General features: G+C 64.6%; 26 protein-coding genes. 11 read left to right on the plus strand and 15 right to left on the minus strand.

Annotation, left to right across the window (positions count from 1 at the left end):
• Positions 1-54 precede the first annotated feature (54 nt).
• Entirely contained in the window at positions 55-588 is a 534-nt protein-coding gene (locus SBI67_RS23870; RefSeq protein WP_318982923.1) for a Clp protease N-terminal domain-containing protein, read from the minus strand.
• A 24-nt stretch (positions 589-612) separates the two neighbouring features.
• Complete coding sequence (locus SBI67_RS23875) at positions 613-825, minus strand: helix-turn-helix domain-containing protein (protein WP_318982924.1); 213 nt, start codon at positions 823-825, stop codon at positions 613-615.
• Positions 826-1,080: 255 nt separating this feature from the next.
• Between SBI67_RS23875 and SBI67_RS23880 the strand changes: the two genes are divergently transcribed.
• Positions 1,081-1,527, plus strand: coding sequence for a hypothetical protein (locus SBI67_RS23880; RefSeq protein ID WP_318982925.1), 447 nt, complete (start codon positions 1,081-1,083; stop codon positions 1,525-1,527).
• Positions 1,528-1,605: 78 nt separating this feature from the next.
• Here SBI67_RS23880 and SBI67_RS23885 read toward each other — a convergent pair whose 3' ends face one another.
• Entirely contained in the window at positions 1,606-2,316 is a 711-nt protein-coding gene (locus tag SBI67_RS23885) for an SDR family oxidoreductase (RefSeq protein WP_318982926.1), read from the minus strand.
• Between the two features lie 20 nt (positions 2,317-2,336).
• A complete protein-coding gene (locus SBI67_RS23890) occupies positions 2,337-2,705 on the minus strand; it encodes a SpoIIAA family protein (RefSeq protein ID WP_318982927.1) in 369 nt (122 codons plus the stop codon).
• A gap of 317 nt (positions 2,706-3,022) precedes the next feature.
• Between SBI67_RS23890 and SBI67_RS23895 the strand changes: the two genes are divergently transcribed.
• A complete protein-coding gene (locus tag SBI67_RS23895) occupies positions 3,023-4,156 on the plus strand; it encodes a glycoside hydrolase 5 family protein (RefSeq protein WP_318982928.1) in 1,134 nt (377 codons plus the stop codon).
• Here SBI67_RS23895 and SBI67_RS23900 read toward each other — a convergent pair.
• On the minus strand, positions 4,153-5,046 hold the full coding sequence (locus tag SBI67_RS23900; protein ID WP_318982929.1) for an alpha/beta fold hydrolase: 894 nt from the start codon (positions 5,044-5,046) through the stop codon (positions 4,153-4,155). The genes SBI67_RS23895 and SBI67_RS23900 overlap by 4 nt on opposite strands.
• An 847-nt stretch (positions 5,047-5,893) precedes the next feature.
• Complete coding sequence (locus tag SBI67_RS23905; RefSeq protein WP_318982930.1) at positions 5,894-7,237, minus strand: alpha/beta hydrolase family protein; 1,344 nt, start codon at positions 7,235-7,237, stop codon at positions 5,894-5,896.
• A 134-nt stretch (positions 7,238-7,371) separates the two neighbouring features.
• Between SBI67_RS23905 and SBI67_RS23910 the strand changes: the two genes are divergently transcribed.
• Together SBI67_RS23910 and SBI67_RS23915 are read left to right on the plus strand one after the other, a co-directional pair.
• Positions 7,372-8,283 (plus strand): fumarylacetoacetate hydrolase family protein, encoded by a 912-nt coding sequence (locus tag SBI67_RS23910; RefSeq protein ID WP_318982931.1) that lies wholly within the window; start codon positions 7,372-7,374, stop codon positions 8,281-8,283.
• Complete coding sequence (locus tag SBI67_RS23915; protein ID WP_318982932.1) at positions 8,280-8,972, plus strand: TetR/AcrR family transcriptional regulator; 693 nt, start codon at positions 8,280-8,282, stop codon at positions 8,970-8,972. The genes SBI67_RS23910 and SBI67_RS23915 overlap by 4 nt, the downstream gene beginning before the upstream one ends.
• On the opposite strand, the gene SBI67_RS23920 is transcribed toward SBI67_RS23915, so the two are convergent.
• Positions 8,947-10,092, minus strand: coding sequence for an acyl-CoA dehydrogenase family protein (locus SBI67_RS23920; protein ID WP_318982933.1), 1,146 nt, complete (start codon positions 10,090-10,092; stop codon positions 8,947-8,949). The genes SBI67_RS23915 and SBI67_RS23920 overlap by 26 nt on opposite strands.
• Positions 10,093-10,204: 112 nt before the next feature.
• Here SBI67_RS23920 and SBI67_RS23925 point away from each other — a divergent pair, with 112 nt between their 5' ends.
• Positions 10,205-10,996 carry an enoyl-CoA hydratase/isomerase family protein gene (locus SBI67_RS23925; protein ID WP_318982934.1) on the plus strand — a complete coding sequence of 264 codons (792 nt, stop codon included), beginning with the start codon at positions 10,205-10,207 and terminating at the stop codon, positions 10,994-10,996.
• A gap of 128 nt (positions 10,997-11,124) precedes the next feature.
• On the opposite strand, the gene cynS is transcribed toward SBI67_RS23925, so the two are convergent.
• The gene (cynS, locus tag SBI67_RS23930; RefSeq protein ID WP_318982935.1) at positions 11,125-11,595 is read right to left on the minus strand and encodes a cyanase; all 471 of its coding nucleotides are present in this window, start codon (positions 11,593-11,595) and stop codon (positions 11,125-11,127) included.
• 111 nt (positions 11,596-11,706) lie between these two features.
• Here cynS and cynR point away from each other — a divergent pair, with 111 nt between their 5' ends.
• Entirely contained in the window at positions 11,707-12,618 is a 912-nt protein-coding gene (gene cynR, locus SBI67_RS23935; RefSeq protein WP_318982936.1) for a transcriptional regulator CynR, read from the plus strand.
• Between the two features lie 35 nt (positions 12,619-12,653).
• Here cynR and SBI67_RS23940 read toward each other — a convergent pair whose 3' ends face one another.
• Complete coding sequence (locus SBI67_RS23940) at positions 12,654-13,136, minus strand: nuclear transport factor 2 family protein (RefSeq protein WP_318982937.1); 483 nt, start codon at positions 13,134-13,136, stop codon at positions 12,654-12,656.
• Between the two features lie 98 nt (positions 13,137-13,234).
• On the opposite strand from SBI67_RS23940, the gene SBI67_RS23945 reads away from it, so the two are divergent.
• On the plus strand, positions 13,235-13,828 hold the full coding sequence (locus SBI67_RS23945; protein ID WP_318982938.1) for a TetR/AcrR family transcriptional regulator: 594 nt from the start codon (positions 13,235-13,237) through the stop codon (positions 13,826-13,828).
• 53 nt (positions 13,829-13,881) lie between these two features.
• Here the strand turns inward: SBI67_RS23945 and SBI67_RS23950 are convergent, their stop codons facing one another.
• The 3 genes from SBI67_RS23950 to SBI67_RS23960 form a co-directional block, all read right to left on the minus strand.
• Positions 13,882-15,180 carry an acyl-CoA dehydrogenase family protein gene (locus SBI67_RS23950; protein WP_318982939.1) on the minus strand — a complete coding sequence of 433 codons (1,299 nt, stop codon included), beginning with the start codon at positions 15,178-15,180 and terminating at the stop codon, positions 13,882-13,884.
• A 40-nt stretch (positions 15,181-15,220) separates the two neighbouring features.
• A complete protein-coding gene (locus SBI67_RS23955) occupies positions 15,221-15,703 on the minus strand; it encodes an RrF2 family transcriptional regulator (protein ID WP_318982940.1) in 483 nt (160 codons plus the stop codon).
• A 105-nt stretch (positions 15,704-15,808) separates the two neighbouring features.
• Complete coding sequence (locus tag SBI67_RS23960) at positions 15,809-17,119, minus strand: acyl-CoA dehydrogenase family protein (protein WP_318982941.1); 1,311 nt, start codon at positions 17,117-17,119, stop codon at positions 15,809-15,811.
• Between the two features lie 531 nt (positions 17,120-17,650).
• Between SBI67_RS23960 and SBI67_RS23965 the strand changes: the two genes are divergently transcribed.
• Entirely contained in the window at positions 17,651-18,205 is a 555-nt protein-coding gene (locus tag SBI67_RS23965) for a hypothetical protein (protein WP_318982942.1), read from the plus strand.
• A 24-nt stretch (positions 18,206-18,229) separates the two neighbouring features.
• On the opposite strand, the gene SBI67_RS23970 is transcribed toward SBI67_RS23965, so the two are convergent.
• Entirely contained in the window at positions 18,230-19,537 is a 1,308-nt protein-coding gene (locus SBI67_RS23970) for a threonine/serine exporter family protein (protein WP_318982943.1), read from the minus strand.
• An 82-nt stretch (positions 19,538-19,619) separates the two neighbouring features.
• Entirely contained in the window at positions 19,620-20,726 is a 1,107-nt protein-coding gene (locus SBI67_RS23975; protein ID WP_318982944.1) for a GGDEF domain-containing protein, read from the minus strand.
• A 441-nt stretch (positions 20,727-21,167) separates the two neighbouring features.
• Here SBI67_RS23975 and SBI67_RS23980 point away from each other — a divergent pair, with 441 nt between their 5' ends.
• The 3 genes from SBI67_RS23980 (at position 21,168) to SBI67_RS23990 (ending at position 23,187) form a co-directional block, all read left to right on the plus strand.
• The gene (locus tag SBI67_RS23980; protein WP_318982945.1) at positions 21,168-21,731 is read left to right on the plus strand and encodes a GNAT family N-acetyltransferase; all 564 of its coding nucleotides are present in this window, start codon (positions 21,168-21,170) and stop codon (positions 21,729-21,731) included.
• Between the two features lie 35 nt (positions 21,732-21,766).
• Positions 21,767-22,411 (plus strand): HAD family hydrolase, encoded by a 645-nt coding sequence (locus SBI67_RS23985; RefSeq protein ID WP_318982946.1) that lies wholly within the window; start codon positions 21,767-21,769, stop codon positions 22,409-22,411.
• Positions 22,412-22,506: 95 nt separating this feature from the next.
• Entirely contained in the window at positions 22,507-23,187 is a 681-nt protein-coding gene (locus tag SBI67_RS23990; RefSeq protein ID WP_318982947.1) for a PAS and ANTAR domain-containing protein, read from the plus strand.
• A 32-nt stretch (positions 23,188-23,219) separates the two neighbouring features.
• Here the strand turns inward: SBI67_RS23990 and SBI67_RS23995 are convergent, their stop codons facing one another.
• On the minus strand, positions 23,220-23,762 hold the full coding sequence (locus tag SBI67_RS23995) for a TetR/AcrR family transcriptional regulator (protein WP_318982948.1): 543 nt from the start codon (positions 23,760-23,762) through the stop codon (positions 23,220-23,222).
• Positions 23,763-23,769 lie beyond the last annotated feature (7 nt).

The raw sequence follows: 23,769 nt of genomic DNA on the forward strand, positions 1-23,769 counted from the left end.
TGGTGTTCGCGAGTTACGTGGTGCAACGCCAGGAAACCCGTCATCCTCCGGCGGTCAGGCCGCTCGGCGGAGGAGGGCGTCGATCGTGCCACGAAGCGCGTCGAGCTCGACATGCTCGGCGATCAGCCCGCACGCGACGACGTCGCCACCGCACATGATGTCCAGCAGTAGGTGCTCGGACTCGATCACCGACACCTTGTGCGCCAACGCTTCTCGCAATCCGAGTTCAAGTGCCTTCTTGGTGGCCTTGGCAAAGGGCAGCGTGCCGCGCCGGGGTGGCCGACCTGACCTGGAGGCCGCGTTGTCGAAAGCTCCCGCTCCGAAAGTGTGATCGACACTGTCCCGCACCGCGTGCAAGTCGATTCCTATGGCCCGCAGGGCGTCGGCGTCGTCATCGAAAGAGGGGGCACTTGCACTCGCGGTCACCCTTCTGCGCACCGCGTCGGTGGTCACTCCACTGGCTGCCAGTGCGGCCGAGAATTCCCGGCTTGTGCTCTGCAGCACCCCGACCAGCAGATGCTGCGGCTCGATCGCGTTGGCCGAGTTCCTTGGCCTCTTCCTGTGCCAGGACCACCGCGATTCGGGCATGGCGGCTGAAACGTTCGAACATGATCATCTCCGCCGGTTGAACTTCTGGTGAACGGCCTGTCGGCTGACCCCCAGCGCGTCGGCGATCGCCTGCCAACTCCACCCTTGAGCGCGCGCATTCGCGACGTGGACGGCCTCCAATCGCTCCTGAAGTCGTTGTAGTGCTCGCACCGCGCGTAGGCCTTCGGCGGGGTCCGTACTGGCGGCCGCATCGGCCAACGCGCTGAGTTCGGTCATATCTGTCAACCTATGTTGACGCAGTGCGCATGTCAAGAAATATTGACAACGGTGGGGAGGCCGCGGCACGTCGTCGCCGCGTCCAGCAAATCGACAGGTTTACCTCCCGGGTGACGGGTTATCCCGGCTTTCGGGCGGGGGCTCAGCCGTTGGCTACAGGTCAAATGTCGACGGGTCACATGCAGAAAGTGCACGTCGAGTGCTGCACCGACTCAGGTCGCACTCCAACGTATTTCGGAGGTACATGTGATGCAGATGAAGACTTTCGCAGCTGGAATTGCCACCGCTGGTCTGCTCGGCTTGGGCGGTCTCGGGGTGGGTTTGGCGCAGGCCGATCCCCACACCCCGCCGCCGAGTCCGAGCCCCGGCAACTCCGACAACGCCGGCGGCGGTGACCGGACGCCGGCGCCGTGGCCGACCGCGGTGACCGGGCCCGGGGCGAACGCCGGCCAACCGGGCACCCCGCTGCCTCCGGGGCAGGGCTACCTGCCGCCGCCGGGGCACGGCGGCCCGATGCCGCAAGACCGGATCTCGTTCCCCACGGCACCGGTGTGGGCAACGACGCCGGTGACCCCGCCGATGGATGCGCCGGCTCAGCCGGAGCTGCCGGATTGGGCGACCGGCATGACGATCGTCTGGAACCCGGATCTGGGGACATGGGGCGTGTGGGATGGCCAGATGAATACCTTCGCCCGGCTCTAGCGTGTCGTGGTGGCCGTCGCACCTTCGTGGTGCGGCGGCCGTCGCGCTACCGGGGGATGCGCCGGCGTGCTCACCGCGTCAAACGTACTGCTGGCCACCGTCGATATCGTAGGTCGCACCGGTCAGCGCGGTGTTGACCATCAGATGCACGGCCAACGCCGCGACGTCATCGGGCTGCACCACCCGTCCGATGGGCAGCGTTGCGGCCAGTTCCTGCCGTCGTTGGTCCAGGCCCTCGCCCAGCAGCGCTGCCGAAAGCGGCGTATCGACGAATCCTGCGGCAATCAGGTTCACCCGGATCGGTGCCAGTTCCAACGCCAGCGCCGCGGTGAACGGCGGAAGCACCGCCGTTGCGGCAGGGACGATGCCCAAGCGATGATCGATGCGGCGTCCGCCGGTCCCGCCCATCAACACCAGGCTGCCGCTGGGCCGCATCCTCGCCTGAGCGTGGCGGGCGACTTCCAACCCCAGCATGGCGTGGCCGCTGAGCGCCTCACGGATCTCTTCGCGGCCCATGTCGAGCATTGGCCGGTAGCGCGGCCCTCCTGCGGTGATCAGCACGTGGTCGATCGGTCCCGGTAGGTCATCGAAGAACCGGGCCAATGCCGGACTGTCAGTGGCGTCGAACGCGGCGGTGCGTTGGGCGTCGACCTCGGCTGCAGCCGCGGCCAGCCGGTTCGGGTCGCGCCCGGTGAGGATCACCTCGGCGCCCTCGGCTCGGACTCGACGCGCGGTCGCGCGCCCGATGCCGGCACTTCCCCCGACGAGCACGACCGTCTGCCCGGTCATCGACGGCCCGTGCGACATCGTCAGCCCGCGGCCCACTTCGCGGCCTCGGCGAGCTCGTCCAGGGTGAACAGGGCCAGTTCGCCGGGGACCATCCACGCCAGGGCGTGCAGTGTGTGGCGCACCCATTCCTTGTCCGACACCACGGCTATGCGCTTGAACGCCGAATGGTGCTGCAGAAGCGCGCCGAAGCCCAGCTTGAGGTCGGCCGCGAGGCCGCCGGGGCCGAAGCCTTCGTAGTCCGGTGCGATGACTTCGACGATCCGGATCTCGCCGGACCCGCCGAGTCGTTGCATCGTCGGGGTGAAGGCGCGTAGATCGTCACCGCTGATCCGGCCCGACACCCGGATGCCCGTCACGCCCGCGGGCATGTCCGACATCACCTCGATCATGGGACCTCCCTGCTCGTCTCCCTGTTCGTCTCAGTGGCCGCGCCGACTCGACGTTCTCGCGAAAACGTCGTATGCCGAAGCTATCTGGCGGGTACTCCGTCGTATCGGCGGACATGGAGCGGGGCTGGCCGGCGTAACGGATACCGCCGGCGCAGCGAAGAGACACCGGGGGACGTCACGGGAGCGCAGTGCCGCACCCGCCGAATGATACGGCCGTTTCTCGTGTCGGGGGCTCGGTTATAACGATTCCCACGCCCCTTGGTTGCTATTCGATAAGCGGGACCTCAAGGAGAGTGTTGGCAAACTATGTTCGGCAAGTGGATCGTCGTACCGCCCTCAAACTGCCTCTGTTCCTGGCCACCGGAGCGGCGCTTGCCCACATCCCCCTTGCCTCGGCAGATCCCGTGCGGTGGCCGGCCGAACGAGCCAATGCCTGGTACAAAGCTCAAGATTGGCTGGTAGGGGCCAACTACATTCCGGCAAACGCCATCAACCAGATCGAGATGTGGCAGTCAGGCACCTATGACCCCCGGCGAATCGATGGCGAACTACGGGTGGCCAGGCAGATCGGGTTCAACACCATGCGGGTGTTCCTGCATGACCAGCTTTGGACCCAGGACCGTTCGGGTTTTCAGCGTAAGCTGGCCCAGTTCGTCGGTATCGCGGCCAGCCACGGGATCAAGCCGCTGTTCGTGTTCTTCGACTCGTGCTGGGATCCCAACCCCAAGCTGGGCCCACAGCATGCGCCGGTTCCCGGTGTGCACAACTCGGGCTGGGTGCAGAGTCCGGGTGCGGCGCTGCTGGGCGACCAGCGTTACCGGAATGTGTTGTACGACTATGTGACCGGCGTCATCAGCCTCTTCCGCAACGACAATCGGGTGCTGGGCTGGGATCTGTGGAACGAACCCGATAACCCCGCCAAGGTCTACCGCACGACGGAACGGTCCGACAAGATCGCGTTGGTGACGGCGTTGCTGCCGCAGGTGTTCCAGTGGGCACGTGCGGCCAATCCGGTCCAACCTCTGACGAGCGGGGTCTGGCAGGGGAGTTGGGCACCGGGCAAGCTCAGCGCGATGGCCCGCATCCAGTTGGATAACTCCGATGTCATCAGCTTCCACTCCTACGGCAAGCCGGCCGACTTCGAGGACCGTGTCAACGAACTCGTCCCGCTGGGGCGTCCGCTGCTGTGCACGGAATATCTGGCTCGCCCGGAAGGCAGCACCATCGAGGCCATCTTGCCGATTGCCAAGCGCCGCAATATCGGAGTGTACAACTGGGGCTTGGTGGCCGGTAAGACACAGACTTACTTCCCGTGGGATTCGTGGGACCACCCGTCGCCGGCGGAACCCAAGCTGTGGTTCCACGACCTGCTATATCCCGACGGACGCGCGTACCGGGACAGCGAGATCCAGACGATCCAATCGCTGACCGGACGGGTCGGACAGACCTAGCCGAGATACTGCAGAATAGCCGCGGTAACCGCCTCGGGTTGGTCTATCTGCAGGAAATGCCCTGCGCCCGCGATTATTTGAATCTTGCTGCCGGGAGGTAGCAAGTCCTGGGCGCCGTCCAGGTAACCCGCCTGCATGCAGCCGTCGGTGTCGCCGTGCAACAAGAGCACCGGGACGCGCGGCAGCCTCAGCCGGTAGCGGTGCAGCTGCTTGTAGGGCTTGGATGCCGGTGTGAACCGCATATTGGCGCGGTAGTACCCGACGGCGGCGCGACGATGTGCGGCACTGGGAAGCGCGGTGAGTGTCCGGGCGGCATCGTCGTCGACGTCGGTGCCCGGCGGGGACCAGTCCTTCCACAGCCGGGGGATGACGCGGTCGAGCACCCGCTCCGGCACCAACGGGGTTTGGAAGAACAAGATGTACCAACTCATTCGGAGCTGGCGCGCTCCCATGGTCACCGTCCGGGTCAGGCGCAGGGATGCCTTCGCGATGGCGCGGATAGGCGGCAGCGCCAGGGAGATGTGAGCGGCGAAGGGGGAGTCGGGGGAGGCGGCCAGCGCGTTGGCCGTCCACCCGCCCCAGTCGTGTCCGATCAGCACAGCGTCAGCGGGGGCCCCGAGCGCGGCGTGCAGTTCGACGAGATCGGACATGAGTGCGCCGAGGTGATAGTCGCCGTCGGGCGCGGGCCCGGTGGGCGCGTAGCCCCGGGTGAAGGGTGCGATCACCCGAAACCCGTTATCCGCCAGCATCGGAGCCACATGGCGCCAACTGTGCGCGCTGTCCGGGAAGCCGTGCACGCACAGCGCGACCCGGCCGTCGGACGGACCCCACTCCAGGGCCGTCAGGCGCAGGTGCGGCAGGTCAAACTCCAGGACGCGGGGGTCGGCCATGGGTTGACCATACAAGGGCGATCCTGTGTCGGGTCGGATTTGATGGGTGGGCATGGGTGGCCGGCGCGCCTCTGGTTCCACTCTTGCTTCGTTTCACGCATTCGCCCGGTGTCCTCGGCGCACCCGCGAGTCAGCAGGCTCGCCAAGGCTGTGCTCATCGCGCACCTGTCCCGTTTTCTTCGATGGTGGCTGGAATCCTTTGTACTTCGGGTCGTATACGAGGCTCTGCCATTTCGGGTTGTGGCCCACCGCCGGCCATTTCGGGTCGTAACCAAGCGCTCGCCACCGCGGATCATTCGGTAGCGGCAGTCCGCCGGTCTTTGGCGGAGTCGTGGTGAAGGCAGCCTGTGCAGTCGCAGTGCAGATGTCGGTAACGGCGGTTGCTAGGCAGTCCCGGCGTGCAGGCGGTTCGGATGCTGCTGTCACCACGAACGCCGACATCACAGCTGCTGCCGACAATGCCCAGGACACCGCGCGCACTGCCGCAGTCATATTCCCGGGTGACGCGAGCTGACTGACGACAGGATCTCGCCACCGCCGGGACCACGTCGTGGCTCGTCGCAATGACCTTGCCGGTCCGGCGCCGATGGCGGTCCACCGAGGGCTGGTGACTGCATGCGCGTGTGCTCCTTCAAGCTGGGTGGGTCCAGCACCACCGCGGTGAAGCTCTCGCGGTAGGCGTCTGGCACCGAAAGGACTGCACAGCTATGGTTGCGCCGGCGAGCGCAACACGGTAGTCGCGCTGATGTTGTGAACTCACAAATAGTGTTTGTGAGTTGACCCAGCAGGCAGGGCGAGTCGCAGTCCATAGGGTCGCAACCGAACCCGAGGCGGTTGCGCAGCTAGGCTACGTCGCCGCCGTGAGATGTGCGATCAGCCAGTTTTGGGAATGGTCGAGCCAGTCGCGGTAATGCCGCATGGCGCAGTGGTCGTCGTCGGGATAGAGCAGCAATTCTCCTCGCGGCGCAGCGCCCGCGAGGTCGATGGTGTCTTGGGTGGCCATGAGAGTGTCGTGGTCGCCGTTGATAGCAAGTAGCGGAATGGTGATGTGCGCGTAGCGATCCCGAATGGAGAGGGCTTTGAGGGTGCGCAGGAGGTGGAGGGGACTGGTGGCTCCGAGGGTGTCGGACAGTGCGCTGATGATGATTTCGGGGGTGCCCAGCGATCCGCCGCTGAAAGAGTGGTCTGTGGGGGCTCCGCATGCGATGGCACATGCCAGTCGGTCGTCGGCGGCGGCCATCCGGGCAGCCCAGTAGCCACCGAAGCTGACCCCGACCATGGCGATGCGGTCGGGGTCGAGCCTGCGGTCGGCACTGAGATGATCGATGACGTGGTGGTAGATCGTCTCGGATGCGGCGCCCATGGGATTGGTGTAGGAGTAGCTGCCGGGCATTTCCATCATGAACACCGCGAGGCCGGATGCACGGTAGCGCAATTGCCCGACGGCCAGTTCTTGCACGGTGCCTTCCAGCCCGTTGGTGATCAACGCCACGGGGTGTGGGCCGGGGCCCGATGGTAGGACGAGCCACCCGCGGACGACATCACCGCCGGGGACGGAAATCTCGATGTGCTCTGCGGTGATATCGATCGCTGGGGCGATGGCCGTGATCAGGGTGTCGAACAGCTTTCGTGAGCGTCGGTAGGCCTGCATGCGCTGAGTGCTGTGTCCGGGGAAGGCGCTGATCTGGTAGTAGGTGATGGCTTTGACCCAAGCGTCGATGGCTCTGAACGCCAATGTAATTCGAACGCTGTCAGCCGGCTTGGCATATCTGTCGACAAGGGTGGTGATGAAGCGTTGGCCTGGTTGTGGTCCATGGTCGGCGAACAGCGTTGCCGCGGGGGCGATCAAACTGGCCAAGATGGTGATCTCCTCGGCGGCCGGGTCGGCGAGGTCGGAGGTGACGGCAGTGCTTTTGCCGGCGAGCTCGCGCAGTAGGTCGGTGGCGCGGCGGGCGTGTTGGTCGGCAATGCGGTCCCAGTGCGCGCACCAGCGGTCGTCGCGGAACGACCGCGCTCGGCGGATCTGACGGGCGAACTCGGTGTGGTCGAGGCCGCCCATGTTGGCGTAGCGCAGGACGAACAGTTTCGGCAAGAACGGGGCCGCGCCGGTCCAGCGCGTCGCGAGGTTGGTGGTGCGGGTGGCGGCGCAGGCCGTCACGAACAGCTTTTGCGGCAGGGTGGCGTCGGTCATGGTCGTAGTCCGAACACCCCCATCGGTGGTCTTGCCCATACTGAGCCTCATCGTTTACGGAACAATCGTTCCGAGGCTAGCATCGAAGCGGCGGAGTTCGGAACAACTGTTCCGACACGATGGGAAGGCACGGCATGAAGCTGCGACGCGTTCGCACCCGCACCGGTCTACAACTGCAGACGCTGACCGGCGGGGATGACTGGCACCCCGTCGACGACCGCTCACCGGTGGGCGGGCAGATCTTCGACGAAGCCTGGGAGATGGCCCGCGCCGACGAGCACCTGCAGCGCAGCCAACTCTTGCTGCCGTTTCAGCCGGTGTCGTTTCGGGACTTCATGCTCTACGAGCGTCACGTCCTGGATGCGAGCCGGGGCCTGGTACGCCGGTTCCATCACGCTCAATACCGGGTCATCGCGGCCGCCGAAGCGATCACCGGGCGCCCCTTCCCGCTACTGAAACCCCACAAGCTCTTCTATTCGCAGCCGATCTACTACATGTCCAACGCGATGACGTTCGTGCCGTCGGGCACCCCGATCGCTCCGCCGTCTTATAGCCGAGCCTTGGATTTCGAATTGGAGATCGGGTTCGTGCTCAGCCGCGGCCTGTACAACGCGACACCGGCCGAGGCGATCGGTGCGATCGGTGCGTTCGTGGTGCTCAACGACTTCAGCGCCCGCGACGTACAGCGCGCCGAGATGGACAGTGGCCTGGGCCCGCAAAAGGCCAAACACTTCGTCAGCTCGATGTCTGACGTCGCGGTCACTGCCGAGGAGATACTGCCCCGCGTTGATCAACTCGAAGGACGCGTGTCGATCAACGGCGCGGTGGTCGAGACGGTGTCCAGCGCCGGTATGGCGCACAGTCTCGGGGAGGTGTTGGCGCACGCATCCCGAAGCGAATGCCTGTACCCCGGTGAATTATTCGGCACCGGAACACTTCCCGGCGGCAGTGGCATGGAATCCGGGCACTGGCTGCGCAGCGGGGATGTCCTGCACCTGAGCATCGACGGCATCGGCAGCATCGAACACCGGATCATCGGGTCATGAGCACGCGTGCGGCGGCCTGCGCAGGCGCGACGTCGCGTGAAGCCGGCCGTGCCGATCTGCGCAACCGGCTGCTCGACAGTGCCGAGGCACTCTTTGCCGACCAGGGCTACTTCGGTATCAGTGTCCGTGACATCACCGACCATGCCGGAACACGCCTGGCAGCGGTCAGCGAACAGTTCGGCGGGAAGGAGGGGCTGTTCCGCGCAGTGGTGTCGCGTCGCATCCTGCCGCTCAACGCCGACCGTCGGTCGCGTTTGGCAGCGTTACCCACGCGGGGCAGCCGCGCCCGGCGTCTGCGCGCCCTGATCGAGGCGTTCAGTGAGCCGATGCGCGAGCGTGCCGGTGATCCCGGTTGGGACAACTACTTTCGCTTGATCGCCCAGCTCGCCAACTCCGGGCATCCGATTCGCGGCCTGGTCGCCGAGGAGTTCAACGGCATCGCCGCCGACTTCATCGCCCGGTTGGGCGACGTGTTTCCCGACGCCGGCGATGCCGCTCTTCATGACGCCTACCTACATCTGGTCGCGGCGTCGATGCACACCTATTCCAACAACATGCGCCTGGACAGCCTCACCAGCGGTCGCGTGCACGCACACGACATCGATGAGCGTCATCAGGCGATGGTGCGTTTCGCCGAGGGCGGCATCACCAGCGTGGCCGGCGCTACAAACCAAGGTCTCGCCCGATGAGTTCTTTCATGATCTCGTTGGAGCCGGCCCAGATCTTGGTCACGCGGGCGTCTTTCCAGGCGCGGGCCACCCGGTACTCGTTCATATAGCCGTAGCCCCCGTGCAGCTGCACGCAGTGGTCCAGGACTTCGTTCTGCACCTGGGAACTCCACCATTTGGCCTTGGCGGCGTCGATCGCGGACAACTCGCCGCGGGTGTGGGCCAGCACGCAGTTGTCGATGAAAGCCTGTGCGACGTCGAGCTTGGTGATCAGCTCGGCGAGCAGGAACTTGTTGTACTGCAGCGAGCCGATCTGTTGGCCGAACGCCTTGCGTTCCTTGGTGTATGTGATGGTGTCTTCGAGGGTGCGGCGAGCGTGTGCCAGGTTCTGCACGGCACCGCTGATGCGCTCCTGCGGCAGCAGCTGCATCATGTGGATGAAGCCGCTGTCGAGTTCACCGATCATGCGCGAGGACGGCACACGCAGATCCTCGAAGAACAGCTCGGCGGTGTCGGCCTCGGGCTGGCCCACCTTGTCGAGTTTGCGGCCGCGGGAGAAGCCCTCGTCGGTCGCTTCCACCGCGAACAGGGTGATGCCCCGCGCCTTCTTCTCCGGCGACGTGCGTGTGGCGACGATGATCAGGTCGGCCTGGGTGCCGTTGGTGATGAATGTCTTGGACCCGTTGATGACGTAGTCGTCGCCGTCGCGCACGGCGGTGGTCTTGAGCGCGGCGAGATCGGAGCCGCCCGACGGCTCCGTCATCGCGATGGCTGTGATCAGCTCACCGGAACAGAACCGCGGCAGGTACTTCTGCCGCTGCTCCTCGGTGCTCAGCTTCACCAGGTACGGCGCGACGATGTCGAACTGGATGGAGAACGCCGAGGCGACCGCGGCGCTGGAACGCGCCAACTCCTCGTTGAAGATCGCGTTGAAGCGGTAGTCCTCAGCACCACTTCCGCCGTATTCCTCTGGCACCTCCAGACCGAGGAACCCGTTGCGACCCGCCTCGAGCCAGCTGTCCCGGTCGACGAAGCGCTGCTCGATCATCTTCTCTTCGTTCGGCTCCAGGGTCCGCGTGACGAACTCGCGGGCCGACTCGCGGAACGCCTCGTGGTCGGCGTCGAACAATGTGCGCTTCATGGCTGACTCCTCGTGCGGCAACTCTGCCTCGAAGCTTAGCTACCGGCCGGTAGCGCGGACCGGGCGCCGGCCTCGGCCGCTGGTCAGGCGCGGGATGTGGCACGCTGGCCGCGTGCCTGTTGAATCCCTCACTCTCGAACGCTCGGCGACTGCCAGTGGCGCCGACGTCGCCGTGCTGACCTTCGCGCACGGCCCGCTGAACCTTTTCGATCAGTCGATGTTCGACGCCTTGACTGCGCGGCTGCACGAGTTGACCGCCGAGCCACCGCGTGCGCTGCTGCTGCGAGCCGAGGGCAAGGTGAACTCGGCGGGCGTCGACGTGCACGTCTTCGACGGGTTGACGCCACAGCAGGCCGCCGACCTATGGCGGCGGCTGTTCGACGGGATCATCCACCCCATCGAAGCGCTGCCGTGCCCGGTGGTGTTTGCCGCGCACGGGCTGACGCTCACCGCAGCGTTCGAAGTCGCACTGGCCTGCGATCTGATCCTGGCGGCCCCGCGGGCGAAGTTCGGTCTCGTCGAGACGGTCGTCGGACTGACGCCGTCGATGGGCGGCCCGCAGCGGCTGGCCGAGCGGGCCGGTTCGGGACGCGCCCGGGAGTTGGTGATGACCGGGGATCTGTATGACGCAACGACGCTCGCCGACTGGGGAGTGGTGAATGCGGTGCACGACGATGTCGACGCGGAGGCCCGCGCACTCACTGAGCGCCTCGCCGACGGCCCGACCAAGGCGCACGCGGCGACCAAGGCGATCGTCGCAGCGTGGCGTTCGGGCGGTGTGGCCCATGCCGACATCATCACTCCGGACGTTTCGGGTGCATTATTCGCCACCGACGACCTGCGCGGCGCGGTGCGCAGCTTCCTCGATGTCGGCCCGGGGAAGGCCACCTACACGGGCCGTTGACCGACCGAACGTGAGCGACCCTGTCCAGGACAGCGCGGCCACTACGGATTATCGCCGGGACCGCCGGCGGCACATCGATGGCCTGAATGGCGTTGTCGGCAGCGGGTATCCGCGGATGCGGCGGCCGTTCAGAAGGGCACGGTCGGCAAGTACTTGCCGTCCAGCGTGATGACGGCGCGTTCGCCTCCGTCGGGGTCGGCAACTTTCTTCACGTCGAGTCGGAAGTTGATGGCCGAGATGATGCCGTCGCCGAACTGCTCGTGGACGAGCGCTTTGAGGGTGGTGCCATAGACCTGCAGCATCTCGTAGAAGCGGTAGATGGTCGGGTCGGTGGGTATGCCGCCGGGGATCGAGCCGCGGGTGGGGATGGTCTGCAGAAGGCGCACCGCTTCCTCGTCCAGTCCCAGCAGGGCGCCGACGGCCCGCGCTGATGCTTCCGGCAGCGCGTGCTGGCCCAGAACGGCTGCGGTCGTGAAGGCGACGGACAGTTCAGCGGCATCGGCGATCTGCTGCCAGGACAGGTCCTTGCGAGTTTTGGCCTCGACGGCCGCGGCGGCGAGGAGTTGGCGAGTGGTGGGATCGATTTGGGCGTGAATCACGATGTGGGTTTCCTTCCGTGGTGGCTGACTACTTCACCATGCTCTACGGGCGTCTATAGCGTCCAATAGAGGGATGTAAGTGTGTCGATCGATGGCATCTATAGTTGGTGGATGGCGGCTGTCGAGTTGCGTCACCTGCGTTATCTGCTGGCCGTGGCCGAACACGGCAGTTTTTCCCGGGCCGCAGAAGTGCTCTACGTCTCTCAACCCACGCTGTCTCAGCAGATCAAGCAGTTGGAGCACGTTGTCGGCGCCCAACTGCTGGACCGGAGCAGCCGTGCTGTGCGGCTCACAGATGTCGGCGTTGCCTATGTGGACCACGTCCAGCGCGCACTGCGTGAAATCACCGCGGCCGAACGAGCCGTCAATGACGTCCAAGACTTATCCCGCGGTCATCTACGGCTGGGTGTCACGCCGACGTTCATCGCCTACCTGGTGGGCCCGCTCGCCGCAGGCCTTCAGCTCAGGCATCCGGGCATTCGGCTGACGGTGTCCGAGAGGTCCCAAAACGACATCGAAGCGTGCCTGCTCGCTGACGACCTTGACGTAGGAATCGCCTTCGCCGGTTCACATGCGCCGGGGATTGCCGCCGATGTGCTGTTCAGCGAGACACTGGGTTTGGTCGCCAGCCGCTCGCACGCCGATGAACTGCCCGATCCGCTGCCGGTACGGGCATTGGACAGCGAACATCTGGCGCTACTGAGCGCCGACTTTGCCACCCGGAAGTACGTCGACGCATTTTTTGCCGAACACCGCGTCGAACCGCGGATCACGCTGGAGGCCAACTCGATTCAGGCCCTTATCGAGATTGTGCACCGCACATCGTTAGCCACCGTGCTACCTGATGCCGTCGCGCACGACCATCATCATCTGGCCCCGGTGCCGCTCGATCCGCCCATACCAGCCCGCTCTGTCGTCCTTCTGCAGCGCGAAGGCGCCTACCAGAGTGCGGCGGCCGCCGCCTTCAGGCGACTCGCCCACGACCTCGTCGAGTCGCGTGGCTACCGCCCGCCCCCGGCGTGACGCCGGCATCAGGATGGCCGAGCGGGCCCCAAGGGTCACAGGCCCAGTTCGGACAGGCTGGGATGATCGGCTGGTCGTGGCGCATTGGTGTCCCAGAAGAACTTGCGTTGTCCTTCCTCGATCCGGAGGTCGTTGATGCTGGCGTGGCGGTGTGTCATCAGGCCGTGTTCGTTGTATTGCCAGTTCTCGTTGCCGTAGGCGCGGAACCACTGGCCTGAGTGATCGTAGTATTCGTACGCGAACCGGACCGCGATGCGGTCGTCGCTGTGCGCCCACAATTCCTTGATGAGGCGGTACTCGTGTTCGCGGTCCCACTTGCCGCTCAAGAAGTCGATGATCTGCGCGCGGCCTGTCACGAACACCGACCGGTTGCGCCAGACGCTGTCGACTGAATAGCCCTGGGCTACCCGCTGCGGGTCGCGGCTGTTCCAGGCGTCTTCGGCCAGCCGGACCTTCACGGCAGCCGATTCGTCAGTGAACGGTGGCACTGGCGGTTTGATGCTCACTGCAGAAGTCATGTTCATTGTCTCTCCTTGGGGCGACGATCTATGTAGACGGATCTGTCTACATAGAAGGAACGCTAGCGCATGTAGACAGAGTTGTCTACTCTGATGGGGTGAGCATCACCCAGCCTCTGGATCCGCAGATCGACGTGCCGGCCCTCCCGGCTCGAGAGCGGATACTGGCCACCGCGTACCGGCTGTTCTACCGCGACGGAATTCGAGCCACCGGTATCGACAAGGTGATAGCCGAAGCCGGCGTCACCAAGGTGACGTTCTATCGTCACTTTCCCAGCAAAGACGCTCTGATCGTGGCGTTTCTGGAGTTGCGACACCGGCGTTGGATGGACTGGTTTGTCGACGCGCTCGATCGCCACGGAACCGGCAATCGCCGCCGGCCCGCGGTGGTATCCGCGATCGAAGAATGGCTGACGTCAGACGCGTTCCGCGGCTGCGCATTCATCAACAGTGTCAACGAAATCGGCGCCGAGCTGCCCGAGGTGCACGCCATCACCGCGCGCCATAAGGCCGACATGGTCGCTGCCATCAAAGCGACACTTCCGCCGGGTGCGAACCGAACCCGAACGGCACAAGCGCTCGGCGTGGCAGTTGATGGCGCTATCGTGCAAGCGCAGTATCAGCGCGACGCCGCAGCCGCGGTGAAAGCACTGGGCACAATCGCGTCAACGCTGCTGCCGACTCATCACTAGCGCGCCGTGTCGATGCGTCCGAGTAAAGACACGGGCGACTAGTACATCGATCATCAGCTGGGCGTGGTTCCGAATCCCTGCATCTCCCTAGTGAATTCGAGCGGCTCGTCATCGGCGAACGCATCGGTCGAGAAGTCGCGGTGCGCCATGGCTCCCCAGGCTCGGCGGCGCTGCATGGCCAAGTTTCCTGCGTCGTACAGCGGGAATACGACGGCCTCACGGTAGAGCTTGGCGAGCGGGAACCGTTTGTCGAGCGCGTTCACCCCCACAATCCTCATGCAGTCGAACACCACGCTGTGCATAAGATCTCCGCAGAACGTCTTGTTCATTCCGCTCAGCGCATGGCCCTGGCCGGGATGACGGTCCAGGTAATGCGCTGCCTTCCAGGAAAAGTACCGGGCTGCCTCGATGCGGGCTGCGACCTCGGTGAGTAGATTCCCCACCGCTTGGTGGTGGATGATCGGAGCGGAACCACCGCCGGTGTAGGTCTTGGCCCACTTGAGCGCGAATTCGTAGGCGCAGCGCGCCGCACCTACCGCGGCGATGCTGGCTATCGGTGCAGACCAGCTGAAATTTCGGTTGATCAACAGATCGCCGTCGCCGCGGGCCAGCACATTCTGCTCGGGCACCTTCACATCACGAAATGTCATGGTGACGTTCTGGCAGGTGCGGTGTCCAAGCTTGTCGATGACCTCGTATTCGATACCGGCCGTGCCGCGTTCGACGACGAAGACGCTCAGGGCGCCGGCGCTACCCTTCGAGCAATCAGTCCGCGCGACGCAGACATTGAGGTCGGCGCCCAATAAGTCCCAGCCGCCCGCGTTGCAAGGCCAGTGCTTCTCGCCGTTGAGGGTGTATCGCCCTTGACGGGGGTGGTGTCGGGCCAGCAGCTGGATACCCGCTGAAGAGCTCGGGTGATCGAAGTTGGCGGTACCACCACGTTCGCTGACCACCCAGCCGGCAAGGAAGGAGCCATCGCGGTCGGACGCGGCCCGGGTGATCCAGCGGTCGCGTTGTTCGTCGGTGCCGTGCCACAGGATTGGCATCAAGGCCAGGCCGTTGACGAGGATTGTCGTCGGGAACCCGGGATCTGCCGCGCACAGTTCCTCGATCGCGATGAGGAAGTCGACATGGGAGGCTCCACCTCCTCCGTACTCGCGGGGCAAGAACATGGTGGTGAAGCCCGCCTCCGCCGCCTGCCGGTATACCGGTCGCATGGCAAGGAACGCCGCCTGCGGGTCGGCCAATGCGTCTGCACGCTCCGCCGCCGGGCGCAGCACTTCCGTCGCGAACTCCCGTGCCCGGCGTTTGATCGCGCTCTGTTTCGCAGTCATCGCGAAGTCGATGGGCATGCCGGGCTCCTTAACCGCCTGTGATGCGATGCGTCGACGCTCAACCGCTGGTCAGTCCGAGGGCGCCACGCAGTCCGAGATCATTGCTCGCGACATCTTCGAGGGTCGATCGATCGAGCACCTCGAAGTAAGCCTGTAGAGCATCGGAGAAGACGTTGCGAGCGCCGCACACCCCCGCCACCCGGCAAAAGCGTGCCGGACCTAGGCACTCGACGACGGCGAAGTCCGATTCCATCGTTCTCATGATGTCGCCGATGCTGATCGTGGCGGGGTCACGGACCAACTCGACGCCGCCGGACCGTCCGCGCGTCGTGCGAACCAAACCCGCGGCCGACAATCGTTGAACAACTTTGTCCAGGTGGTTTCGCGAAACTCGGTGCGCCTCGGCTATCTCCGCGACCGATCCACGTCGGTCGGGTGCGACGCGCAGATAGAGCAGCACGCGTAGTGCGTAGTCTGCGTGGTTGGTGTGCTTCACGTGGCCGCGGCTTCCCTTGACGATTGCACCGTCCCACTCTGCCACGGCAACTCCGCGGCTGCGCGGCTTGCCCGTGGCTGCTCAACGGCAACGGGATGACCCACCCAGGCTCGAGGGCTCAACCGTCGAGCCCGGGTGGCTACCTTAACCTCAACCGGCCATGGTGCCGATGCCCTCGTGCTGCTTACCGAACATGACGTACTCGTCCTCCATAATCGCGCGTGGATTGAAGTCGGGATCGGCGATGATGCCGTGTACGCGACGACGTTGCATCCCCATGTTGCCGCCGTCGTAGATCGGCAAAACCGCTGCCTCGCGCAGGATCTTGCCGAAGCCGTTCTTGGTCTCGAGGCTGTTGACGCCGACGATCTGCATGCACTTGTAGACACAGTCGAACATCAGCTCGGTCACCTGGATCTTGTTCATTGCACCGACCAGTTCGGCGTGTTGATCGTGCTTGTCGAGATAGTCGGCGGCCCGCCAGGAGAAGGTGCGGGCCATCTCGATCTTGGCAGCCACGTCGCCGAGCACGTAGCCGACGTTCTGAAAACCGATGATCGGGGCGAGGCCGCCGGCCGTGTTGTTCTTGGCCCAATCCAGCGCCATTTCGTATGCGGCTCGCGCCATGCCGACGGCCGCGATCGCAGCGACCGGACCCGACCACGCAAAATTGCGATTGATCACGAGATCTCCGTTCCCTTGCGCGCCAGGTAGCAGGTTGGCTGCCGGAATGCGAGCGTCCTCGAACACGATCTCGGCGTTGGACGCGAGCCGGTGACCGATCTTGTCGAGATGGCGGAAAGTCACTCCGGGGGTATCACGTTCCAGAACGAGCGCCGAGAGTCCTTCGGTTCCACCCTTTTCGGAGTCCGTTCGAACGATCAGCGTCCCGGCGTTGACGCCCCTCTCGTCCCAGCCGGCCGACGACGGCCAGTACTTGCTTCCGGTGACGATGTAGTCGTCGCCGTCGCGAATCGCGGTCAACCCCACGCCCGCAGGCCGCGGCAGCGGGATATCGAAGTTCGCGGTCCCAGATGGGTTTCCCGGCGGCTCGCTGGCGGTCCAGCCGCCGAGATATTCGCCGGTCGGGTCGGAGGTGGCCGCGCGGAGGAAGCGCTCCTTCTGTTCTTCGTTGCCATACCACGCGATCGGCATGAGTCCCAGTCCGTTGCACAGCACGGTACATGCGAACCCGGGATCGACCACGCAGATCTCTTCGGCGGCGATGACCAAGTCGACGCAGGAAACTCCTCCGCCTCCATAGGCTTTCGGCAGCATGCACATCGCGATGCCGGCGTGATAGGCCTCGATGTAGGCGGGTTTGGTCAGTTGGAAGCCCTTCAGCGGATCGGGCTCGGCGTCGGCGGCCGCCACCGCGGGCGCCAGTACCTCTTCGGCGAAGGTGCGCACCTCGTGCTGAAGCTTTCGTTGGTCGTCGGACATGGTGAAGTTGAGTGTCATGGCTACTCCCGGTGTGTGACGGAAACGTGCTGGCGATGGTCTGCCGCGCCGCAGGGCGGACCACCACAGGTTGCTAAACCGGTATTTCAAATACCGTGTTTTTGGGTTTCGTTGTCGTTGCCGCGGATTACGCTCGCCTCACCGCGGCCGTCACGGCCATGTGAGGCCGGGGGGTCCAAGGGTCTGCCGGCCAACTCGATGGCGGTAGCCGATATGCGGTGTTCTTCAATCGCCAGTGGGTGCGGCGCAAAGGATGCACACTGATGTCGTAAGCGTCAATTAGCCAGAGGGGGTAGGTATGAGATCTCGTATGCGCAGCTTGGCTGTGGGGGTGATGTTGACAGGCGGTGCACTCTTGAGCGCGCCGGCCGCGAATGCCGGTCAGGTTGTCGACACTCCTCGGATTCCTGCGCCTGCGCCCTCGCCCGTGCCTGGGGTGCAGATGTTCGACTGCCAGGGTTCGACCGGCGATCGCGGGTGCGGCGCCGGCTTCTTCTGGCGCGACGGATGGCACGGATTCGGTTGCTACCCATGCTGACTCGGCGCACCTCCAGAGAGACTCGCCGCTTCGTATTCTCCGGCGCCGTCGGTATTGCGATCGCTACCCTCACCTGTCCGGCCGCGCTGGCGGACTCAGTGAACTACGACGGTTTGCCGGTCGATCCCAACGTGATCACCGATTCCGTTGCGTATCAAGCTGATGCTCCGGTAATCGATCCCGACGGGCAACCCGGCATCAAGGTCGTCTACACCCATCGCGACGGCACTCGGGCCATCACCGATACGGTAGTCATGCTCTCCGATCCGCAGGCGGCAACGGCAGCGCTGGACGCGCGCCGCGGTGACGCTCTTGCCGACATTCCGGGCGCTTCATCACGTCCGATGGCGATTGGTGACAGTGGAACATTGATCACCGGCCAGGCGACCAACGGGCAAGCGGAGAGTGTCTTGCTCTTCACTCGGGGGCCTGCCGTCGCCGCGGTGCGGTTCAACGGCAGCGCTGGTGATCCTGTCCCGCTCGATTTGGTCACCGACTACGGCAAGCAGCAGGACGCCAACATCCGCGCCGTGCTCAACACCGCCTAGCGCTGCCGCAGCCGGGCCGGCCGACTAACGCGCCTTTTTCGAACTGGGCGTGAAGACGCTCCAGCCGACCAGGGTGCCGAGTGCGATGGAGAAGATGGCGCCGACGGTCTGGCCCAGGCTCGTGGCGTCAGTTCCGTTTCCGGTGGCTACTTCGCTCATCGACTGGAAGCTCAACGCGCCGGGGACCAACGACCAAAAGGCTGCCAGCAGCATCACGATGGCCGGTGGTGAGGTCTTCAGTCGTGATGCCATGGTGGCGAACGGGACCACGAGGAAGCCTCCGATGACCCCGGAGAGCTCCGAGCCGATCAGGATCCCGCCAATCTTTTGGCCTACCAGGGCAACTGCCACGGCAGAGGTGATCCAGAACAGTGATCCTTTCGGCGCGGACAAATAGATATAGAGTCCAAAGCCCACCACTACGATTGCCGCGTACATCGACCATGACCCCATCTGCGGAGACGGGGTTTGGGGCGCCACTTGGCCGGCGACGTGGATTCCCAGCGCCACGCCGAAGACCAGCAGCATCAGCTGCACCACGCCGTAAACGAGCCGGCTGGCTCCCGAGATGATTTGAGAGCTGGCCAATTCCATGGCGCCGATCGTGAGCGACATTCCGGGGAGAAGCGCAACGAGAGCGGGACTGATCACTCTCAGTAGTCCGTCATTGGCGGCATCGGCCACGAACCAGGTGGCCAGCACAGTCACGATCATGGCAGCCAGAGTCGGCAATACCGCGGTGAGTGACGGGAGAGGCCGGCCGATGGCGATGACGGCGCCTACGACGAGTCCTAGAAACAAATACCCTGGCAACGAAGCCCACGTGGGGTTGATCACCATCCCGAAGCCCACGGAGGTCACCGCATAACCCACGATCGTCGTGATCGGGTTGAAGCGTGGCTTCATGACCCGGGCTGCGGCGACGGTCTTGATCGCGTCACTTGGCGTGATGGCGCCTGCCTCGGCGAGAGCGGCGATGTCGTCGATGCGACCGGCGAGATCGAGCTGGACCGTGGAGTGCGTCGAGGTCTCTACTTCGTAAGCCACGGTGCCGACCTGGATCACCAATACGGTTGGCAGCACGATCATTCGAACCGTATGAGCGGTGTATTGCGCCGCGATCCTCTGCAATCGGGCAGTGACGAGCAGGGTGGGCTGTTGCACTTCGACCAAGGCTATGCCGATCTCCCGCAGCATGCCAGCGACCTCGGTGTCGTTGTATGCTCCCGGTTCGGCGAGCCGATCATGAGCCTGCTTTCGGAGCGATCGCAGTCCCAGGCGCGAGCGGCCGAGGCCAGATTTCATCTGGTCACCGCCGAGAAGACGTCTCATGGGGATATTTCACCATCATCGTCGCCCAAAGTCGGTCTAGTTCGGTCGACGCAGCGCACCCCTGGCCCCACTTCGTCGGAGCCTAGGGCTGCGAGGGATTTGTGCTGTCGTCCCGGCTCGCCAACACAATGCGGTCTCCGCCTTGACCTTTCGCTTCGTACATCGCCGCATCGGCGGCTGAGATCACCTCGGTGAGCGTCTGGTTGGCGTGCGTCGCCGTGGCGAGACCGATGCTCACGGTGACGGTCGGTTGTGCGGCGGCTGATACGGCGAGGCGAATGCGCTCGGCGACTACGTGGGCGTAGTGGTCGGCGATGCGGTCCACCACCAGAAACTCTTCCCCGCCCCAGCGCACCACCACGGCGTCGCGGCGCACACTGGATCTGATGCACCGTGAGATGCGGATGAGGACCTCGTCACCGACGGCGTGGCCCAAGGCGTCGTTGATGCGTTTGAACCCGTCGACGTCGATCAACAGCGCACACAACCCGGAGGTCGGCGGCGCCGCCTCGTTGAGTCGCTTCATCGCCACCGACAGGCCGCGCCGGTTGGTCATCTCGGTGAGGGGATCGATGAGTGCCAGCCGGGAACTGCTCTGCAACAACCAGAAACCGAAGTGCAGCGCAGGCAGGATGCACACTGTGACCAGAAGTGCGATGACCGCTCGCGACACCGCGATCTGAAGACCGTACTCGGGTGTGGTCTTGGCCAACCAGATCGCGACGCCGACGACGGATGCCACGGACCACAAGATGTGGGCCAGGTGAAGCCGCGGACCGTGAAAGAAGACCACGTACCCGCCGGCGCAGAGCAGCAGCGGCATGCTCGACATGGCTAATTTGGCATCCCCGAAGAGCAGGGTTGACACGGTCATGATGATGTCGACATAGATAAGAAGGACAGCCGATTGCCGCTCGTTCGGCCACTCCCAGAAGGCCCATCGCGCAGACCACAGCAGCGAGCCGATGCCGACGGCGGCCCACCCGATCCTGATGAGGGCAGTGTCGGTGACCGGCGGCGCCGCCACGTTGATCGCGGCGAGCAAGCCCATGGTCACGCCAATGCCGGCGATGATTCTGCGCAATACGGGGAGCATCCCTCGGCTGCGCAGGAACTCCGTCCGCCATTCGTAGTCGTCACTCTGACGCCACCACTGCATCAGCAGGCCGTCGACAGGGCCGCCCGACATTACGACGGGAGGTTGTCGGGGTTCGCTCACCGCGGGTCGCCCTTCTCGGTAGTAGAGACCCAGCATGGCAGTCCATGTTGCCCGAGGTACGAGGTTTGCCATGTCGGCCGAAAAATCATGGGTTCCGGCTAGGTTTGGTCCTGAAGAGGGAGCGGGTCCGGCGCACAAGGAGTTTGGGTTCGCCGCGAGACGGGCGCGACCGCAGGTTCGCGTGCGCCGGCCTGGTGGAGGGGCGCAGGCGCAGGTTTGCTGCGTTCGTCATGCACGCGACCGGGGTCAGGTGGCCGCAACGGTGATGCACGTTCTGGCAACGGTCGCGAGGAGGCGCGTCGATGGCGCAGACATCAAGGAGCGAAGGGGTTTCCGGAGGTTCTTCGCCGGGGACCACCTGGAGTTCGAGTACCGCGGCGAGGAGTCCAATGGTCTGTGACAGGTGTGCCGATGGCTGATGGTTCGACCGTGTCGGCGTCCCGCATCGAAGGCGAACGGGTGGTGCTGAGGATGGCCCACCGCGGTGATGTTGAGGGTCTGATCGAGATTCAGGTTGATGCCGCCGTGCGTCGCTTCTTGGGCGGCCCCCGGCCCGAAGGTGAGGTCAGGGAGGCGTTCACATCCGTGGGCGTAGCCGGGTTGCTGGGGGCCGCTGGCAGTTACGTCGTGGCCAACAAGGAGACCGACCAGATGTTGGGGACGGTCGTCCTCGACCGCCGCGGAAGGGACGTACCGGGTCATGTCCAGGACGGTGAGAACGAGCTTGAGTTGTCGTATGTCTTCCGGCGGCATGCGTGGGGCCGGGGTTTGGCAGGCGAGGCGGCACGCGCCGTGTTGGAGGCGGCCGCGATAGAGCTTGCCGATCAGCCGGTTCTGGTTGTCACACAGACGGCCAATCATGCGTCGCTTCGCCTGGCGGAACGCCTGGGGTTCAGGGTCGTTGACACGTTCGTGCAGTGGGGTGCGCCCCAAGTGTTGGCGACAGCGTGGCTGCACGCGTTCCGGATCGAGTGACCGTCGTAGGCCGTTCGGGGTGTGACACTGGGGTGGTGGGTTCGGGGTTCGTTTCGCAGATTCGTTGTGTCGTGTTCGACGTCGGGGAGACGCTGGTTGACGAAACGCGGATGTGGACAGGTCTGGCTCAGCAGGTGGGTGTCACCCCGTTCGCGCTGTCTGCGGTGGTGGGTGCGCTGATCGCTGCGGGCAAGGATCATCACCACGCGTGGGAGATCCTCGGTGTCGAGCGGCCAGCCAGTGGCCTGGACCCTACTTTGGGGCAGCTGTACCCCGATGCGTTGGAATGTGTATCAACAGCCCGTGGCCTGGGGATGATTGTCGGTGTCGCGGGGAACCAACCGGCGGGCATCGATCAGATGCTGTGCTCGGCCGGTCTGGAAGTGGATTTCCTGGCTTCGTCGGCGGGGTGGGGTGTGGCCAAGCCGGATCCGGCGTTCTTCGCCCGACTGATCTCAGAAGCAGGTGTGCCAGGCGAGTGCATCTTGTATGTCGGGGATCGGCTCGACAATGACGTGTTGCCCGCCCGGGCGGCCGGTATGCGCACGGCCTTCGTCCGGCGCGGCCCGTGGGGGTATCTGCATTCGTTGCAGGACGCCGCAGCGCTTGCCGATGTGCGGGTGGACTCGCTGTCAGATCTCAGCATCGTGATGCGCACGCAACGCGGCACGGGCATATAGCGCTCGTGGCGGCGGAGGGCCGCGCGCCCACGCACGAAGGACTGCAACAAGATCAAACCGTCGCCCGATCGCCAACGAGTGTTTATCTTTCTCCTATGGACGGCGTTCGTGATGACGACCTGCCCATCGAGCAGGCAGTCGCTGGCGGATCACCGCAGGTTGTCGGCACCTATGCCTTCTACTTCGCCGAGGATGCCGCCGACGAGCGTTGGGTGTGGTCACCGGAGGTAGAACGCATCCACGGGTATGCGCCGGGCACGGCCCGCCCTACGACGGAGCTGGTGCTGTCACACAAGCATCCCGACGATCTCGCTCACGTCGTAACCACCCTCAACGACATCCGCCAAACACGCCGGCCATTCAGTACCCGGCACCGAATCATCGACACCCAGGGTCAGATCCACGAGGTTGTGGTCATCGGGGAACGTATCCGCGACGAGGCCGGCACGGTGATCGGCACGCGCGGGTTCTATCTCGATGTGTCATCCAACCGCGAACAACAAGATGCCCGGATCACAACCGCGGTCAACGACATCATGGACCGCCGCACCGGAATCGAACATCTCTGCGGCATGCTCATGCTGATCTATCGCATCGACCACAACTCCGCATTCGGCCTGCTCAAGTGGCGATCGCAGGAGACCAACACGAAACTGGCGACCTTCGCCGCGCAGCTTCTGAAAGACATCCAGGAGCTCGCTTATGGCGAGCACCTGCCCGAACGATCGGTGTTCGACAACCTACTGATGACCGCGCACTGGCGCGTTACCGAGTAGGTCAGCGACCCGGGATCACTTGTCTGCCGGGGCTACCGCTGCGTCGAATCCACGATCCCATCAAGCCAGTTCTCGGCTGCTTGCAATAACTCGTCGCTCGAAACCGACTCGAAGGCAGGCAGTTTGAGGAAGTGCCGGGCGATGGTCAGCCCGAGGATGCTGCTCACTGCCAGGGTCGCACGAAGCTCGGCATCTTCGGCCGACAGCGAGCCCGTGAGGTTCTCGATGCGCTCCTGCAGGAATTCGCGCATGTGCGCCTCGGCATCGGGATTGGTCAACATCGAGCGGACCAGGGCGCGGGTTTCCGGGGCCAGGCTGGTCAGTCGCACACCGAGGACGTCGATCAGGTGCTCCGAGGCGCTATGATCATCGCCTCGCGGTAACTTCGCGACGACCGTGAACAACGCCGCCTTCGAACCGTAATGCTGCATCACCAGCGACGGATCCACGCCGGCATGCTCGGCGATCGACCGGATCGTGGTCCCGTCATAGCCATGTCGCGCAAACTCCAACTGAGCCGCTTCGAGTATCCGCTGAGCCGTCGCCGCACGTTTGGCGGCTCGCGTCGTCGCCACGCTTTAC

Source organism: Mycolicibacterium chengduense (assembly GCF_033741155.1).
In the GTDB taxonomy this organism is placed as follows: domain Bacteria; phylum Actinomycetota; class Actinomycetes; order Mycobacteriales; family Mycobacteriaceae; genus Mycobacterium.